The organism is Geobacillus stearothermophilus ATCC 12980 (assembly GCF_030369615.1).
Lineage (GTDB): Bacteria > Bacillota > Bacilli > Bacillales > Anoxybacillaceae > Geobacillus > Geobacillus stearothermophilus.
In genome coordinates this window covers 2,259,358-2,276,781 of record NZ_CP128494.1, presented here as the reverse complement: position 1 = coordinate 2,276,781, position 17,424 = coordinate 2,259,358, and the positions used below count along the sequence as shown (strand labels likewise).

The 17,424-nt window shown below is 57.2% G+C and carries 16 protein-coding genes; 9 read left to right on the top strand and 7 right to left on the bottom strand.

Annotated elements, in window-relative coordinates; genetic code table 11:
- Window positions 1–399: 399 nt before the first annotated feature.
- The 3 genes from QSJ10_RS12280 to QSJ10_RS12270 form a co-directional block, all read right to left on the bottom strand.
- Entirely contained in the window at window positions 400–1,194 is a 795-nt protein-coding gene (locus tag QSJ10_RS12280; protein ID WP_033014611.1) for a TIGR00266 family protein, read from the bottom strand.
- A gap of 313 nt (window positions 1,195–1,507) precedes the next feature.
- Entirely contained in the window at window positions 1,508–2,317 is an 810-nt protein-coding gene (locus tag QSJ10_RS12275; RefSeq protein ID WP_053532761.1) for a yteA family sporulation protein, read from the bottom strand.
- Between the two features lie 187 nt (window positions 2,318–2,504).
- Window positions 2,505–3,434 (bottom strand): 1,4-dihydroxy-2-naphthoate polyprenyltransferase, encoded by a 930-nt coding sequence (locus QSJ10_RS12270; RefSeq protein WP_033014607.1) that lies wholly within the window; start codon window positions 3,432–3,434, stop codon window positions 2,505–2,507.
- Window positions 3,435–3,609: 175 nt separating this feature from the next.
- On the opposite strand from QSJ10_RS12270, the gene QSJ10_RS12265 reads away from it, so the two are divergent.
- The 5 genes from QSJ10_RS12265 to QSJ10_RS12245 all read left to right on the top strand — a co-directional run bounded on the left by QSJ10_RS12265 (window position 3,610) and on the right by QSJ10_RS12245 (window position 10,022).
- On the top strand, window positions 3,610–4,983 hold the full coding sequence (locus tag QSJ10_RS12265; protein ID WP_033014579.1) for an isochorismate synthase: 1,374 nt from the start codon (window positions 3,610–3,612) through the stop codon (window positions 4,981–4,983).
- A complete protein-coding gene (gene menD, locus QSJ10_RS12260) occupies window positions 4,976–6,724 on the top strand; it encodes a 2-succinyl-5-enolpyruvyl-6-hydroxy-3-cyclohexene-1-carboxylic-acid synthase (protein ID WP_033014578.1) in 1,749 nt (582 codons plus the stop codon). Before QSJ10_RS12265 ends, menD begins: the two co-directional genes overlap by 8 nt.
- Window position 6,725: 1 nt before the next feature.
- Entirely contained in the window at window positions 6,726–7,532 is an 807-nt protein-coding gene (gene menH / locus QSJ10_RS12255) for a 2-succinyl-6-hydroxy-2,4-cyclohexadiene-1-carboxylate synthase (protein WP_033014576.1), read from the top strand.
- Entirely contained in the window at window positions 7,533–8,351 is an 819-nt protein-coding gene (menB, locus tag QSJ10_RS12250) for a 1,4-dihydroxy-2-naphthoyl-CoA synthase (RefSeq protein ID WP_033009854.1), read from the top strand.
- A gap of 189 nt (window positions 8,352–8,540) precedes the next feature.
- Window positions 8,541–10,022 carry an o-succinylbenzoate--CoA ligase gene (locus QSJ10_RS12245; RefSeq protein ID WP_053532760.1) on the top strand — a complete coding sequence of 494 codons (1,482 nt, stop codon included), beginning with the start codon at window positions 8,541–8,543 and terminating at the stop codon, window positions 10,020–10,022.
- 31 nt (window positions 10,023–10,053) lie between these two features.
- Here QSJ10_RS12245 and QSJ10_RS12240 read toward each other — a convergent pair whose 3' ends face one another.
- On the bottom strand, window positions 10,054–10,254 hold the full coding sequence (locus QSJ10_RS12240; protein ID WP_033014606.1) for a hypothetical protein: 201 nt from the start codon (window positions 10,252–10,254) through the stop codon (window positions 10,054–10,056).
- 66 nt (window positions 10,255–10,320) lie between these two features.
- Window positions 10,321–10,482, bottom strand: a complete 162-nt coding sequence (locus QSJ10_RS12235; protein ID WP_064502500.1) for a DUF1540 domain-containing protein — start codon at window positions 10,480–10,482, stop codon at window positions 10,321–10,323.
- A 326-nt stretch (window positions 10,483–10,808) separates the two neighbouring features.
- Between QSJ10_RS12235 and QSJ10_RS12230 the strand changes: the two genes are divergently transcribed.
- From QSJ10_RS12230 to QSJ10_RS12215, 4 genes are all read left to right on the top strand, one after another.
- Window positions 10,809–11,099: a DUF2325 domain-containing protein gene (locus tag QSJ10_RS12230; protein WP_013144398.1), complete on the top strand. Its 291-nt coding sequence runs from the start codon at window positions 10,809–10,811 to the stop codon at window positions 11,097–11,099.
- An 18-nt stretch (window positions 11,100–11,117) separates the two neighbouring features.
- A complete protein-coding gene (locus tag QSJ10_RS12225; RefSeq protein WP_033014575.1) occupies window positions 11,118–11,606 on the top strand; it encodes a hypothetical protein in 489 nt (162 codons plus the stop codon).
- 147 nt (window positions 11,607–11,753) lie between these two features.
- The gene (locus QSJ10_RS12220) at window positions 11,754–13,832 is read left to right on the top strand and encodes an extracellular membrane-anchored protein (protein WP_049626449.1); all 2,079 of its coding nucleotides are present in this window, start codon (window positions 11,754–11,756) and stop codon (window positions 13,830–13,832) included.
- Window positions 13,833–13,928: 96 nt separating this feature from the next.
- The gene (locus QSJ10_RS12215) at window positions 13,929–15,887 is read left to right on the top strand and encodes a beta-propeller fold lactonase family protein (RefSeq protein ID WP_033014604.1); all 1,959 of its coding nucleotides are present in this window, start codon (window positions 13,929–13,931) and stop codon (window positions 15,885–15,887) included.
- A 193-nt stretch (window positions 15,888–16,080) separates the two neighbouring features.
- Here the strand turns inward: QSJ10_RS12215 and QSJ10_RS12210 are convergent, their stop codons facing one another.
- Both QSJ10_RS12210 and yidD read right to left on the bottom strand, forming a co-directional pair.
- Entirely contained in the window at window positions 16,081–17,067 is a 987-nt protein-coding gene (locus QSJ10_RS12210; protein WP_033014572.1) for a metal ABC transporter substrate-binding protein, read from the bottom strand.
- Window positions 17,068–17,170: 103 nt separating this feature from the next.
- The gene (gene yidD, locus QSJ10_RS12205) at window positions 17,171–17,416 is read right to left on the bottom strand and encodes a membrane protein insertion efficiency factor YidD (protein ID WP_033014569.1); all 246 of its coding nucleotides are present in this window, start codon (window positions 17,414–17,416) and stop codon (window positions 17,171–17,173) included.
- Window positions 17,417–17,424 lie beyond the last annotated feature (8 nt).

Below are 17,424 nucleotides of genomic sequence, written 5' to 3'. Positions count from 1 at the left end.
ATACGCGGCTGAGATTTGGGGCATTTCGCCGTCGATGTAAAGCCCGGCGGGAAACAGGCGCCCCTAAAGACGAGCGCGGCCGCTTCGAATCATCTCAGAGGCGCAAACGACCAGCCGCTCGCCATCACGAACTTGTCTTTGGCATGATGAACCTTTTCCGTCTGAGCCGGTCTGAACGATCGATTCCGCCGTTTCCAAACGCCGGGCTTGGGACGGTTTCCTGTGCGGAGGCAAAACAGCGGCCAAGGAGCGACGGCTTGCAGCGGAAAGAGGTCGGATGTATGGCTGTTGCCGGACTGCGGCGGCAACGGCATAAACGGAACGGGGCCGCCCTGTTGGAACGCCCCGTTTCGCGTTGGCGGAACCGGCCGGCGTTCGGTTTGAACGCCTGATTTTGTTTCAATCGTCGCCGTCTAGCCAATCGCCGATGCTGCCAAGGATGCTGCCTTCGCCGACCGACCGTCCGCCGGCGCTCGGAGCGGCGGCAAGCACGCGGTCAGCGAGCCGGCTGAACGGGAGCGACTGCACCCACACCGCCCCGGGGCCGGTGACGGTCGCCAAAAACAACCCTTCCCCGCCGAAAAAGGCGGTTTTGATGTTGCCGACGTATTCAATATCGTAGTCGACGTCCTTCGTCATGGCGACAAGGCAACCGGTGTCAATGCGCAGCTTTTCCCCCGGTTGCAGTTCGCGGCGTTGGATCGTCCCGCCCGCGTGCAAAAAGGCGAGGCCGTCTCCTTCCAGCTTTTGCATAATAAACCCTTCCCCGCCGAAAAAGCCGGCCCCGAGCTTGCGTTGAAACTCAATGCCGACGGAAACCCCTTTGGCGGCGCATAAAAACGAGTCTTTTTGGCAGATGAGTTTCTCGCCCAGTTCGCTCAAGTCGACCGGAATGATTTTTCCCGGATACGGAGCGGCAAAGGCGACGCGGCGCTTGCCGCTGCCTTGATTTGTAAACACGGTCATGAACAGACTTTCCCCGGTGAGCAGCCGTTTCCCGGCGCCGACGAGGCGGCCGAGCAGTCCTTTTCCGGCTGAGGAGCCGTCGCCAAAGACCGTTTCCATCGCGATGTCGTCTTCCATCATCATCATGGCGCCCGCTTCCGCAATGACGCTTTCGCGTGGATCGAGTTCGATCTCGACAAACTGCATGTCATCGCCGTACAGCCGGTAATCGATCTCATGGGCATTCATCGTTTCTCCTCCATCCAAAGGTTTTTGCAACATTCCGTTATGTACTACGGAATCCGCCCCTCCTCCGTTTCAAACAAGCACGGGCAACCATGTGCCCATCGTTTGGAAGGCGGCGCGAGAACCCGTGCTCGTTTGAAAACAGACTGGCCCGTTGGCGAGTTTCCCGCCATTGGAACATGAGGCGCTTGTTGTCAGCGGACCATGGCAAGGCGTGCGTCCCACGTTGGAAGTCGGCCTTTGGAGCGCGTCAAACTGAACCGGCCGCCTGGCCGCATTCCCCACTTCAAGAGGTCATCGCACGGAGGCCCTTTGTCTACGGATTGGGTTCCCCGAAGTTTTGCTGGGTCGGGCGCTCATCGTAGCGGCGATAGCTTTCGTTCACCGTATACGGGTCTTTTTCATACGCCGGCAAGTCGCCGATGTTTGACATGATGCCTTCGTCATCCAATATGTTTTCGAGCCATTCGTGCTCCCGCGTCGGATACACTTTGACATTTCGCCCGTACAAATCGACAGCAGCGAAATTTTCCAAATCCTCGACATAGCCGACGTGCTCCTCCGATTCGGCGTATACTTCTCCGTAATAATCAACATTTTTGCCAAGGTCGGACGGCGTGTCCGATGAACCGTAGCGGGCGACTTCCTGCCAAGCGTCTTCGGCGTCATAGGCGACCGATTCGTCGCGGTCGTCAAAATCGAATTTGCCAAACGGCGGCATGAGTACCCCTTCTTCGAGTGGCCGCTTTTGCGAGACGATTTGGTCCGGGCTGTGCTCCCGGCAATAAAGCGTTGTCGGCAACGCCTCAAGCCGCTCGTACGGAATCGGCTGGCCGCATGTGCGGCAAATCCCGTACGTGCCGTCATCGATGGCTTTCAGCGCCCGCTCGATCTCGCGGAATTCGCGCTCTGTATGGTCGTCCAACGCCAAATCTTTTTCCCGCTCATACAGTTCAGTCGCCTCATCGGCGGGATGGTTGTCGTAGCTTGCCAGCTCGCCGACCGCATCGTGGGCGTGGCTGCGCGTCATGCCGAAATGGTCGTTTTGATTCAGCCGGTCTTCAATGTCCCGCTTCATCTCAAGCAATGTGGAGCGGAAGGCGGCGAGTTGTTCGTTCGTCAACATCGGTTGCAACCCCTTCCTTGCAGCGTCTGTCTTGCATGGATTCAAACTTGAAAATGTCTGGAGCCTTTCAAACACAGGGATCGTTTCATCCTTCCGTTGGCGGCGAATGGTTTCGCCGCGGGAGCCTATCTATATGGTGTAGTATGGGCGAAAATCAAAAAAAAAAACACGGCCGTTTCGACCGTGTTTACAGCCATTGGCCGACAAGCAAGCCGATGGCGAGCAAAAAGCCAAATTGTGTATTCGTTTGCGCTGTGGCCTTCATCGCCGGCATCATCTCCGCCGGTTTCGTTTTACCGATGAATCCGCGCGCCGCGGCCGCTGCTTTTGGCGCGCTCAGCAAGACGAGCATCGCCCAAAACGGCACGATGCCCAACAGCACAAGCGCCACCGTCCAAAGAAACGCGGCGGCAAACATCATGGCAAGCACGCGGATCGCCCAGTCGCGGCCGATTAAAATGGCGAGCGTTTTTCGTCCTTTTTCGCGGTCGCCGTCCAAGTCGCGAATGTTGTTGGCCAGCAAAATGGCGCCGATGAAAATGGCGACCGGGATCGCCACGAGCACCGCTTCTTTGCTCACGCCGCCTGTTTGGATGAAAAAGGAAATTAAAATGATCATAAAGCCCATGAAAAATCCGGCGGCGAGTTCGCCAAACGGTGTATAGGCGATCGGAACAGGACCGCCGGTGTAAAAGTAGCCGGCCGCCATGCAGACCGTTCCGACAAGCGCGAGCCACCAACTGCTTTGCGCGCAAATGTAGACGCCGATGAGCATCGCTGCCCCAAAGCAGGCAAACGCCAACGCCAGCACCGTTTTCGGCTTCAGGCCGTCACGGACGATGGCGCCGCCGATGCCGACCGATTCCGGCGAGTCAAGGCCGCGCTTGTAATCGTAATATTCGTTAAACATATTCGTCGCCGCCTGAATCAACAACGAGGCGGCCATCATGGCGACAAACAACAGCCAATTGACAGACGTTTCTCCCATCGCCAGCACCGTGCCGACGCAGACTGGCACAAACGCCGCTGTCAGCGTATGCGGACGCGTCAGCCGCCAAAAGACGCGCCAGTCGCGGCGAGCCGGCGGTCGGTGGCCGATATGTGTGACTGGTTGCATATCCATTCCCCTTATATTCCTTGAAAATATGATCGGTTTCCGCGCAAAATAAGTGTAGGAAAAGGTTTTAGGCGTGTCAACCCTTTCTGATAGATAAATGATTTCCTATTATATATAATGGATAATGGGAAGTAGGGGATGGAGAGGGAATTTTACGAAAGAAAGCGTGAGGATCGTGGCGATTGGATTTCAACATACACTCCAACAACAACTGCACGAATTGGTGGTGCGGGCGGCGCGGCCGTTTGTCAGCTGGACGGAATCGTTGGAAGGCGTCGATCCGGTTTCTTTTTTTATGCAAGGGCCGTCTTGCGGATTCCGCGAACGGTTTTTTTGGTCGGACCGAAGCGACGGCACCATCTTGGTCGGCCTCGGCTCGGTGCATGCAATTGAGACGGGGGAAAAGGACGGGCGGTTTCGCGAGGTCGATGCGCGCCGCCGGCAGTGGGCCAGCCAAATCGAGCGGCATGGCGACACGGATGCGCCGCCGCTGCTGTTCGGCGGGTTTTCCTTTGATCCGCACCGGACGCCGACGGACGTATGGCGCGGGTTTTCAGCCGGAAAACTGATCGCGCCGGCTGTGCTTCTTTCGATGCGGAACGGGCAGGCGAAGCTGACCGTCACGCTGCCTGCCGGCGGTGGGGGGCGGGAAATCGAGCAGGTCGGCCGGCTGCTTGGGCGAATCGCTGCACCGCCGCTTCCGGCCCCCCTTCCCGCGCTCGTCGCGGCTCGGGAAGCAGACAGCGGACGGTGGATGGAGGCGGTCCGACAGGCGATCGCTTCGATTCGCGCCGGGGCGCTTGACAAAGTCGTGCTCGCCCGCGCCCGGCAGTTGACATTTGCCGGAACGATCGATGCTGGCTCCGTATTGGCCCGGCTTCGCGAGCAGCAGCCGTTTGCCTACTTGTTTGCCTTTGAACAAGACGGCCGCTGTTTAATCGGGGCATCGCCGGAGCAGCTCGTCCAAAAAGAGGGGGAGACGTGCCGTTCGATTTGCCTGGCGGGATCGGCGCGCCGCGGGGCGACGGTCGAAGAAGACGAACGGCTCGGCGCCTGGCTGCTTTCCGACCGGAAAAACCGCCAAGAACATCAATTTGTGGTGCGCATGATCAGCCGCTTGTTCGCCGAGGTGTGCGAGGCGGTCGAGATGCCGGACGGGCCGCAGCTTCTCAAGCTTCCTCATATTCAGCACTTATGCACGCCGGTTGTCGGCCGCGGCTGCCGGGAGCCGTCCGTGTTGCGTCTGGTGGAACGGATGCATCCGACGCCGGCGCTCGGCGGGACGCCGCGCGAACGAGCGATGGAAACGATTCGCGCCCTCGAGCCGCTCGAGCGCGGGTGGTACGCCGCTCCGATCGGCTGGGTGGACGCTTATGGTGACGGGGAATGGGCGGTCGCCATTCGGTCGGCTTTGCTTGCTGGCAGTCAAGCGTTCTTGTTTGCTGGCTGCGGCATCGTCGCCGACTCCGATCCGCAAAGCGAGTACGAGGAGACGAACGTGAAAATGGCGCCGATGTTATCGGCGTTAGGAGTGATGCACCATGACTGAGGCGTTGTCGTTGTATGTAGCCGCTTTCGTCGATGGGCTTGTGCAAGCCGGGGTGGCGGAGGCGGTCATCAGCCCCGGATCGCGCTCAACGCCGCTGGCGATGGCGATCGCCGGGAACCCCGCCCTCCGCTTTTCGATGCACATTGACGAGCGGTCAGCCGCCTTTTTCGCCCTTGGCATGGCGAAAGCGAAGCGGCGGCCGGTCGCATTGGTGTGCACCTCGGGCACGGCGGCGGCCAATTACTTGCCGGCGCTCGTCGAAGCCCACTATTCGCGCGTGCCGCTCGTCGTGCTGACGGCGGACCGGCCGCATGAACTGCGCGATGTCGGCGCGCCGCAGGCGATCGATCAGCTTCATTTATACGGCCGCTATGCAAAATGGTTTGTCGATTTGGCGCTGCCGGAAGAAGCGGAAGGGATGCTTCGCTATGCGCAGGCGATGGCGGCAAGGGCTGTTGGAGCGGCCGCTGCTGCGCCGGCCGGTCCGGTGCATGTCAATTTGCCGTTCCGCGAGCCGCTTGTTCCGGAAATTGACGATGGCGTCTGGGAGCGCGTGCAGGCGCTTAAAGGGGTGCCGCGTGTGGTGAACGGCCAGCCGACGGTTTCTGATGAAAGCGCGGCCGGCCTGTATAAAGAGCTCGCCGCGGCTCAACGCGGGCTGATCATCTGCGGGCCGCTCGACCGGCCCGGTTTCGCCGAGGCGGTCACCGCGCTCGCGCGGGCGCTCGATGTTCCGATTCTCGCCGATCCGCTGTCGCAGTTGCGCGCCGGCGCGCACGACAAAACGTATGTCATTGACAGCTATGACGCGATTTTAAAAGACGAGGCAATCGCGTCCAAGCTTGTGCCCGATGTCGTGCTCCGCTTCGGCGCCATGCCGGTGTCCAAGCCGCTGTTGTTATGGCTGAAGCGGCATCGCTCGATCCGCCAAATCGTCGTCGATGACGGCGGCTGGCGCGACCCGACGCTGTCGGCCGCCTGCATGGTGCAAAGCGACGAAACAGCGTTGTGCCGGCAGCTGTTGCGTGTGGCCGAACCGAAAGCGGCCTCAAGCCCCTGGTCGGCGGCATGGCGGGAAATGAACGACATCGCCCGCACCGTGTTGCGGCAGCACTTGCCAGAAACCGAATGGTTTGAAGGGAAGGTGTTCGTCGAGCTTGCCGAATTGTTGCCGCCGGACGCGTTGCTGTATATCGGCAACAGCATGCCAATCCGCGACGCCGATACGTTTTTCTGGTCGACGGACAAGCCGCTCCGCGTGCTTGCCAACCGCGGCGCCAACGGCATTGACGGCGTCGTCTCGAGCGCCTTGGGGGCCGGCGCCGCCGCGGGGCCGCTTGCGCTCGTGATCGGCGATTTGTCGTTTTACCACGATTTGAACGGGCTGCTGGCAGCGAAAATGCACGGATTGCAGGCGACGATTGTGCTGTTGAACAACAACGGCGGCGGCATTTTCTCCTTTTTGCCGCAGGCGCGTCATGAAGGGCCGTTTGAAACGCTGTTTGGCACGCCGACCGGTTTGTCGTTTTCCGATGCCGTTGGGATGTACGGCGGACGGCACGCAACGCCGCGTACGTGGGACGAATTTCGCCGTCAAGTGGCGGAATCGTTTGAAGCAGGCGGGCTTCATGTTGTCGAAGTGCGCACGTCGCGCGCGGAAAATGTCCAAATGCATCGTTTTTTGTGGGAACGTGTTTCCCAGGAAATCGCGAAATTTCTCGAACATAAAGGAATGGTTTGATGTGGAGCTGAATGGGGTTCGTTACCATGTGGAACAATATGGCGAAGGGGAGCCGCTTTTATTGTTGCACGGGTTTACCGGCAGCGCGGACACATGGCGGCCGCTCCACCCGTTTTGGCGGAGGTTCCGCCTGATTGCGGCGGACTTGCTTGGGCATGGGCGGACGGAAGCGCCAAAGGACGCCCGGCGGTATCGGATCGAACGCGCCGCCGACGACTTGGCGGCGTTGCTTGATAAGCTTGGCGTCGAGAAAGCGAACGTGGTCGGCTACTCGATGGGCGGGCGGCTGGCGTTGACTTTCGCCATGTTGCATCCGCACCGCGTCCGCCGCCTTGTGCTGGAGAGCAGTTCGCCGGGGCTGCAGACGGATGCGGAGCGGCGCGCCCGGCGAGAGGCGGATGAGGCGCTTGCGCAGCGGATCGAGCAGGAAGGGGTGCGTGCGTTCGTCGACCATTGGGAGCGTCTTCCGCTTTTTTTCACGCAACAGGCGCTTCCGGCGTCTGTAAGGGCGGCGGTCCGCCGTGAGCGGCTTCGCCATACGGCTGAAGGGCTTGCCAACAGCTTGCGCGGGATGGGAACCGGCGTGCAGCCGTCTTGGTGGGAGCGGCTTAGGGAACTTGACATGCCCGTGCTTCTTGTTTGCGGGGAGCGTGATGAAAAGTTTTGCCGCATCGCCGCCCGCATGCATGAGCGGCTGCCCGACAGCAGGTTCGTCTGTGTTCCGGGAGCCGGACATGCAATTCACGTGGAACAGCCCGGTGTTTTTGCTACAATAGTAAGTGAATTCATGACAAAGGGGGAAGTGTAAATGCCGTTTGAATGGGTGAAGCAGTACGACTATGAGGACATTATTTACGAAACGTACAACGGCATCGCCAAAATTACGATCAACCGTCCGGAAGTACATAACGCGTTTCGGCCGAAAACGGTGAATGAGATGATCGACGCGTTCACAAAAGCGCGCGACGATTCGAATATCGGCGTCATCATTTTGACCGGCGCGGGCGGAAAAGCATTCTGCTCGGGCGGCGACCAAAAAGTGCGCGGCCATGGAGGATATGTCGGCGAGGACGAAATTCCGCGCCTCAATGTGCTCGATTTGCAACGGCTCATTCGCGTCATTCCGAAACCGGTCATCGCGATGGTCGCCGGCTATGCCATCGGCGGAGGCCATGTGCTCCACGTCGTCTGCGACTTGACGATTGCGGCCGACAACGCGATTTTCGGCCAAACGGGGCCAAAGGTCGGCAGTTTTGACGGCGGTTATGGGGCCGGCTATTTGGCGCGCATCGTCGGCCATAAAAAAGCGCGGGAAATTTGGTATTTGTGCCGCCAGTACAACGCCCAAGAAGCGCTCGAGATGGGGCTTGTGAACAAAGTCGTGCCGCTCGAGCAGCTGGAAGAAGAAACGGTCAAATGGGCGCAAGAAATTTTGGAGAAAAGCCCGACCGCCATTCGCTTCTTAAAAGCGGCGTTCAACGCCGATTCCGACGGCCTGGCCGGCATTCAGCAGCTTGCGGGCGATGCGACGCTTCTATTCTATACGACGGAAGAGGCGAAAGAAGGAATGCGGGCGTTCAAGGAAAAACGGAAGCCGGACTTCGGCCAGTTCCCGCGTTTCCCGTGAGAACGGACCAAGCAGCTTGATGCCGCATCAAGCTGCTTTTTCGCATCTCGCTGCCAGCGGGGCACATAAGGAAGGAACAACCTCGCCCCCGGAACAGGACGTTTCCACAGCGGCGGGTGTTTTTTGGCGGGAGCGGCGGCGCCTTGTGCGATGGGCCGGCACGCCAAACGGCCGAAAGGAGGAGAACGCATGACCACAATGCCAAACTGGCTGAAGCAGCGGGCGTTTTTAACCCCGGAGCGGACGGCTGTTCGTGATCGAGAGCGGGCGAAAACGTTTGCCGAACTGTACGAAGCGTCGGCGTCATGGGCGCGCCGCCTCGCTGCAGCGGGCGTTCGGGAAGGCGACATCGTCGCCATTTTGATGAAAAACCGCATTGAAATGATCGAGATCGTCCACGCCTTGTTTTTGCTCGGCGCGCGCGCCTTGCTGCAAAACGTGCGTCTCACGTCTTATGAGCTCGGCTGGCAGCTCGATGACAGCGGCGCGCGCCTTGTCATTGCCGATGAGGAACTGGCCGGGCGCCTTGGCGGCGACGGGCGGGTGATGACGACGAGCGCGCTCGCCGCGCTTTCGGAAGTGGACGTTCTGCTCAAGGAAACGCTCGAGTTGGACGAGACGGCGACGATTATGTACACATCCGGAACGACCGGCACCCCGAAAGGCGTGCTGCAAACGTACGGCAACCACTGGTGGAGCGCGGTCGGCTCGGCGCTCAATCTCGGGTTGCACGAAGGCGACTGCTGGCTTGCGGCCGTGCCGCTGTTTCACATCAGCGGCCTGTCGATCGCCATGCGCAGTGTCATTTACGGCATGCCGATGTACATTCAGCCGTCATTTGACCCAAAGGAAGCGAACGCCTTGATTATGAACGGAACGGTGACGATCATGTCGGTGGTAGCCGCCATGCTGCAACGGATGGTGGCGGAGCTTGGGGAAGCGCGCTATCCTGATACGTTTCGCTGCATGCTGCTTGGCGGCGGGCCGGCGCCGCGCCCACTGCTTGAGACGTGCAAGGAAAAAGGCATTCCGGTGTACCAGACGTACGGGATGACGGAGACGTCATCGCAAATTGTGACGCTGGCGCCCGAATACAGCCTGACGAAACTCGGCTCCGCCGGCAAGCCGCTCTTTCCGGCCGAGCTATGCATTATGCAAGACGGAAAACAAGCTGCGCCGTATGAAGCTGGGGAAATTGTCGTCAAAGGACCGAACGTGACGAAAGGATACTTGCACCGCCCCGAGGAGACGGAACGGGCGATCCGCGGCGGCTGGTTTTACACCGGGGATATCGGCTATGTCGACGAAGACGGGTTTTTGTACGTGCTCGACCGCCGCTCCGATCTCATTATTTCCGGCGGGGAAAACGTCTATCCGGCCGAAATCGAAGCGGTGCTGCTGTCGCACCCCGATGTCGAAGAAGCCGGCGTGACCGGCATCGACGATGACACATGGGGGCAAGTGCCGTGTGCCTTTGTAGTGCTGAAAAAAGGCGCTGCGGCTGATGAGCATGGGCTGAAGCAGTTTTGCCGCGAGCGGCTCGCCAAATACAAAGTGCCGGCGCGCATTTATTTCGTCGACGCGCTGCCGCGCAATGCGGCGCAAAAACTATTGCGCCGCGAATTGAAAACGTTGATTCCGGAAGCAGAAAAGCGAGCGTCCCGTCTTTAAGCAGGGCGCTTGCTTCGTCTGTTTGCCCGCCTTACACGTCATCATCCGTCCATCCGATCTCAGCCGCTCGATAAGCGACAAGCCGTTTCAAATCCGGCGGCAGCGTCTCGAACGAACCGAATTCGTACTCCCACAAATTGGCGAACGAGTCGATGCAACGTGGGGACGCCATCGGGCGAGTCCGCTTCATTTCCTTTTGGAACGCTTGAATGAGACTGGCGCGCTTGTCCACCGTCATCCCCCTCTAACGATGCAAGCGCCGCCCGCAACACCGGGCAGCGCTTTATTTGCTGAATCGTTACGCTTCATTGGAAGGAGTAAACGTTTTGCAGTCCGTTTCCGACGAATCAGACGCCATGTTTCCGGCATGGCTGACCACATAAATGGACTCCGCGCTGCAACGGTTCCCTTCCGCCCAATAATGGCAGTTGCGCACTTCGCAAAGAACATCTTTCGCCATGGTCATCCCCCTTGTCGTGATGAAATCGCCCGCGTCTATAGTTTGACGCATTTGCAGGCATTTTATCCATCTCTAATCGAGAAGACTCCCGCTTGGGATCAACGGAAGCAGGGGCAATCGACAGCTTCCATCATGGTTGTTCTCCCACGCCTCCCCAAATATAAAAGAAGGATTTCGTGCAGAAATGGCGTTTCCTTCTTTACCATCGTTGAAGCGGGGGCTCATCGTCCAAAAAAATGATGAAAATATCTCTTGTTATAATTGACATAGAAAATCATTCTCAATTAAAATAAAAAAGAAAGAAGCGAGCAAAGGAGGTTTTCGTGATGGCATCACTGCTTGTTGTCGGAGCCGATCATTTAGGCCATATTACCGATAAATTGGAGCGTTCCGGATTCCGGGAAATCATTCATCTCAATGGACGAAAAGTGAATATGGTGAAACGCGACATTCCGGAGCATGTCGACGCCATATTGGTCATGATCGATTACGTGAACCATAATTTGGCGAAGAAAGTGAAAGAGAAGGCGAAAAGCAAAGACAAGCCTATTTATTTTGCGAAACGGTCATGGAGCTCGATAAACGCCGTGTTGGAGCAGCTGGGAAAACATGCATGAACAAACAGGAGGCGAGCCATGGTGTCTATCCATCACGAGACGTTGGATGTCTGGCCGTATGCGTTGCGCCGGTTTCTTCGCCGCGTCATTCAAGCGTATTGCGACACCGCCCCTTCGCTGCGGTCGCCGCTTTGCTTGCTCCGGTTGATTGATCAGCACCGTTCGCTCCTTCCTTTGTCGATGTTTCCGACGCCGTTGCATTACGGACTTGTGTTGGCCAAGGTGACGGATCATTTGCTGCAGTTTTTCGGTTCGATGGAAGAGGCGGCATGCAAGCCGCTGCTGCTGGCGGACGGCGGATTGGGCGAAGAAGCGGATCGGGAGTTGTACATCGTTTACCGCGACCGGGTTCGTGTGCTGCTGTGGTGTGAGGAAGAGGAAGCCATTCGGCGATGCAAAGAAACGGCGTCGTCCTTATGCCGCAAAACAATCGGACGTTGTCCGAACGAACTGGAATGCTGCTTTTTATGGACGGGCGGACGCCGCATTGAGTGGATTCCGGCTTAAGGGAAGGAGAAGAGGCATGAAAAGCGTCTTTCTCGGGCGGAATGTGATGGAACGGATTCCGGCTTTGAATGAAGGGAATCGCCGGCGTATAATGAAATAGATTGAAAATGAAAATCGTTATTTTTAAATAAAATGGGGGAGCAAGTTATGAAACGCATGCCTTGGAAAGTCATGGCCACGTCGGCGGCGGCCTCGCTGCTTTTGGCGTCCGGCTGTTCCGCCGTCGGGGAGAAAGAGAACGGCCGTTCAGCGGAAGCGCCGCGCCTGCACGTGCCGGTGGCGGACGATCATTTTGATACGGCCGGCAATATGTTTGCCTACTCGGAATTTGAACTTTCGGGCGAACCGCTCGCTGAAGGGCTCGGGCTTGATTTGGACACCCTTGACGCGAGAAAGCCGGATGAGCCGACGAAATTTGACTATACGGCCGGCATCGAGTCATACGAGTATTCCGAGGAAGCCATGTATGAGGTGACGGAAAAGTCAGGGCTCGGGCTCCATCTCATCAACGGCCCGATCGCCAAGCAACGGGCCGAACAGCAGCATAAGCCAGCCGATGAAGCACTCGCCGACCGTTTTTATGAGCTTGCGGACAGCGTCGGCTATCCGCGCGAGGAAATTTTCCGCAACATGTTCCCGACCTTCATCGAGTACGCCGGCGGCGATCCGCATTATGCGCAAAAGGTTGACACGGACGTGTACGCGGAAAATGACGACGGTACATACGTTCCCGTCTATCAAGTCGATTTCCAATCGCTTCGCTGGGATCGCGGAAAAATGGACAAAGTGCTCACGCCATCGGCTTACGGCGGTGTCTTTTTGAAGCAAGCGCTTTGGGCCGGCGACTTTTTGGGGAATTTTCATCAAAAAGACAGCGATGAAGAGGTGGAGGCGAAAACGCCAAACGACGATCAAAGCGGGAACGTCGCTCTTGGCGTCAGTTCCGCCGACGGGATGCAAGGGATGATTTTGACGGAACAAATATGGAACAAGCTGGCTTTTATCCGTGACCATTTATTTTATGATGCGAAGCAACAGGCGTTGACGAAGGCAGCCGGTAGTCGCTACAACCCAAGCGGGGGATTCGTCTATTTGCCGCACGCGGTGGAAGTGGCTGAAGGGGGAAGCGAGCTGGCGCCGGATGCGGCGAAGTTGGTCGTCAAAGATCCCCGCAGCTTGCTTGAGGATCAATGGCTCATGCTATGGCCGGCGGCGGAGTTTTTCGGCATGACCGACCAGCGGCCGGAAAACAAAAACCAAAACCCCGCGTTTTTGGCCGTGTTTGACGGAAAACCGTTCCCGAAAGCGGCAAAAGAAAATGTGGATGCCGATCCAGCCAACGACCGCGTGGCCGACGACCCGTATTCCGTCAACCGCGACGTGCTGCTGCAAGTGTTTCGCAACATCGATGCCATGCATTTCAATGAAAAAGCGGGCGCGTTTGTGACCGAACATGACGGGCGAACGCAAGGAAATCGGGTCGATACGTTCCAAGCCGGCTATACAATGGAAGCGCTCCGCATCTTCGAACGGGCGATTGACGGGATGCCGGTCGGCTATGCGAGCGGAGAGAGCGCCAAAGGGCTTGGCACGCCGGAAGGAAAGCGGGCGCTTGAGCTCATCCGTCGGCAAGCGGATTTTATCATGCACAACTTGATGCGAAAAGACGGGCTTGTCGAAAACGGCTATACGATCGGCCAAGGGCCGGATCAAGACGAGCCGACGCTTCTTGCCCAGCTTGGTGCGATCCGCGGGCTGACGGCGGCGTTTTTGGCGACGAAAGACGAAGCGTACCGCGATGCGGCGCGCCTTGTTTATGAGGCGATGGACCGCCATTTTTGGGATCAAAAATGGCACGTGTACCATACGGGAGAAACAGAGGATAAGTACACCCCGTGGCTCGCCGGCGCGTTGTCGGGGGTGTTCCGCGTGGCGCTGCAAAACTTGAACAACGACCAAGCGGATGAGACGGCGAAATCCCTTGACCGCGAAACGATCATCTCCCGCTACGTCGACTTTTACGACCGAATCGTCGATGGCCCGACGCTTCAGGAAGGGATGCAGGCAAGTGAGTTTTGGGATACGGGAGATGTCTACATCAAAGGGAAAAAATTGGGCAACACTGACCGCGACCATGTGCCGCAAGTGCAGGCGGCCGGCGGCCCATACGGCGTGGCGCCGGTGTTGCGGACGGTCAAGGTCAATGTTGGATCCGGCAACAAATAACAGAAAGAAAGCGGCGAATACGACTGAGATTCGCTGCTTTTCTTTGTAAAATTGAGGATGGTTATCATTTTCGTGAAAAAACGGGGGAATATTGAAATGCGAAAATGGTGGTTCGCCGCGGCGATCGCCGCGCTGTTGGCCGGCTGTCAGGACGAAAAGGCATGGCATGAGCAGCCGAAAGTGGTCAGACACGCCCCGGCGCACGGCGACAACATCGCCGTAAGCAGCGACGGGCGCTATGTCTACACCGCCAACATCGATGTGGATACAGTGACAATCATCAACGCGAAAACCAAAACGAAGGAAGCGGAAATTCCCGTCGGCCGCGAACCGCGCCAGCTGGCGCTCAGCCCGGATGGACGGACGCTGTATGTTTCCTGCATGTACGATGATGAAGTGGACGTCGTATCGCTTGACAAGCGGACAGTCGTTGACCGTTGGAAAACGGGGATCGAGCCGTTCGGCATCGTCACCAGTCCAGATGGGGAGGAAGTATATGTCGCCAACTACCGCTCGGGCACGGTCTCGGTGTTTGACGCTGAGAGTGGGAAGCGGATCAAAGACATCCAAGTGGGCGATCGGCCGCGGGCGCTGGCGCTGACAGCGGACGGAAGGAAGCTGTACGTGACGCAATATTTGGCGGCTAAAGTCACCGTGATTGACACAAAGAAACGGCGGGCGGTCAAGGAAATCGCCCTCGCCCCGTCGCCGGATAAAGCCGATCGAAAAAAGAGCCAAGGCATTCCGAACACGCTTGAGCAAATCGTCATCGCCCCGGACGGCAAAAAAGCGTATATTCCGCACTTATTGACGAACATCGATACGCCGATCCAATTTGAGGAAACGGTGTTTCCGGCCATCTCGGTCATTGATGTGACGAACGACGTTGAGTTGCCGGACGAGCGGAAAGAGCTGTTTGCCGCGATCAATGTCACTGATGTTCATAACGAGACGATCATCGTCTCCAATCCGTACGATGTGGCGTTTTCCCCGGACGGCGGCAAAGCGTACGCGGTCATGTCTGGAAGCGAGGATCTCGTCGTCTTTGACTTGCGCCGCGGCGGCAAGGCGACGCAAATTTTGCGACGCATCCAAGGCAACAATCCGCGCGGGATCGCGATTTCGCCGGATGGGAAGACGCTTTACGTCCACAACGCCATGAGCCATGATTTGGCCGTGATCAAAACCGGAGGAAAAAGCCCATATGCGAAAGCGAAGCAGGAGAGCGGCACGATCCGCCTCATTGCGAAAGATTCGCTCTCCCCGCTCGTGCGTGAAGGAAAAACGATCTTTTACAGCGCCAACAGCGACGAGTTTGCCATCAACATTACAGGAAACAATTGGATGAGCTGCGCTTCGTGCCATAGCGACGGCGACATCAACGGCTTGACGCTCATGACGGCGAAAGGGCCGCGCAACGTGCCGAGCAATATTTTGACGACGAAAACCGGGCTGTTTATGTGGGATGGTTCGCGCGACGATTTTACCGACTACATTCATACGGTGCAAGGCGAGATGGGCGGCATGACGGCGATCGACCCGTCCAAGCCGCTGCCGCCGAACGTCCAGCATATGTTTGACGCCATTCTCGCCTACTTGAACGACCCGCGTTCGTTCCCCGTGCCGAAAAGCCCGTATCGAAAGGCGGACGGCAGCTTGACGGCGGAAGCGAAGGAAGGGGAGCGCCTGTTTAACGGGAAAGGGAATTGCTTAAGCTGCCATGGGGGCGAGTATTTCACTGACAGCGTCAAGGCGGTCGGGCCGGACGGGAAATTGACGACTGCCAATACCGCCTACTTGCACGATATCGGCACGGCCAATCCGAAGGACCGCGCCTCCAAAGGCGACGCCCGCGCCCGGTTCACAAACCCGCGGACGCCCAAACAGTGGGATACGCCGACGCTGCGCGGCGTATGGGCGACAGCCCCGTATTTGCATGACGGCAGCGCGAAAACGATCGAGGAAGCAATCCGGCGCCATCGGACGAAAGAAATGCAAACATTGACGCCGGGAGAAATTGCGGCCATTGCGGCCTATGTCCGCTCGCTGCAATAGTGAGAGTGATGGGTGAGGAAAAGGGTGCTTTTCTTTCTGCAGGGCAGAAGATCGCACGTCATAAAGGAAGGTGTCCCACGCGTGTTGGGGACACCTTTTTCCTTGTTGTTTTGGCCGTACATAGCGCTTATCGTGCATAAACAAACGCCAGAATGAGAAAGCCCACGAATCGAAAGAGGCAGGCGGTTGTATTTCAATAAAGAGCTTTTTGCAGCACGCGGAGATTCTCGGCCATAAGAGCAAAGTAATCTTTGTGGGCTTTTCGATCTTCATCGGTCAGCGATTCCAAGTTATGCAGACGGAGCGGCTTGGCGCCGATTTCGTTCTGAATCACTTCCGCCGTTTTGGGATGAACATTTTGTTCGAAAATGACATAGCGGATGTGATGCTGTTTGGCTGTCTGGATGAGCTGAGTCAGCTCTTTTTGCGATGGTTCGTTGCTCGGAGAAAGCCCGGAAACGCTCAGCTGTTTGATTCCGTAGCGATCTTCCCAATATCCGTAAGCTTGATGGGAAACGAGTATCTCTTTTCTGGGAGCTTTCTCCACTGTTGAACGGAATTGCCCGTCAAGGCGCTCGAGTTTCATCTTTAACGTTTCAAAGTTTTGCATAAACAGGTCTTTTTTTTCAGGTTTCAGTTCCATCAGCAAATCGCGGATGTTCTCGGAGATCGAAATGGATCGGATGGGGTCAAGCCATACGTGAGGATCTTTGTCTCCGTGTTCATGGCCATGTTCTTCCTCATGTCCCTCTCCGTGTTCATCTTTGTGCCCTTCGCCATGCGCATGCTCCTGTTCATGGTTCGATTCAAGCAATTCGATGCCGTTTGTGGCAACGAGAAATCGGACGTGCTCATTTTGTAATGTTTCCTGCAGTTTTTCGGCGAACGGTTCCATCCCGTGGCCAATGTAAATGAAGGCGTCCGCATCGGCAATCTGCTGCACGGTTTTGGGTGTCGGTTCGAACGTATGGGCTTCTACTCCCGGCGGGTAAACGCTTTTGACGTTCACGGCGTCGCCGCCGATTTTTTTCGTAAAGTCTTCAAGCGGATAGACGGTTGTATAAATCGTCAATGGGTCGTTCGATGTTTGGGCCTTATGTGCCTCCGGTTTTGCTTGGCAGCCGTATAGCCAGGCGCTTGCCGCCAAAAGGAAAGACAAAAGAATGGATGGTAGTCTCATATTGAACTCCTTTCTGGGCTCAAGATGTCCGCATTTATTATATCGTAATCATTACGATTTACAGGATTAATCATATAAAAAAATCAAGCAAATGGCAAGGCCATTAAGTGATTTTGTTTCTTTTCACATGTTCTGATGATTCAGGAACAGGATCAAAACCGCCCGGATGGAACGGATGGCATTTCAAAATGCGCTTCGCCGTCAGCCATCCCCCTTTTATGGCGCCAAAGCGCCGGATCGCTTCGATGCCATAGTTCGAGCAGGTCGGATAAAAGCGGCATGTCGGCGGCTTGAGCGGAGAAAGAAAGCGTTGATAAAAGCGGATGCACCAAATCAGCCATTGGCCCATGTACAGTT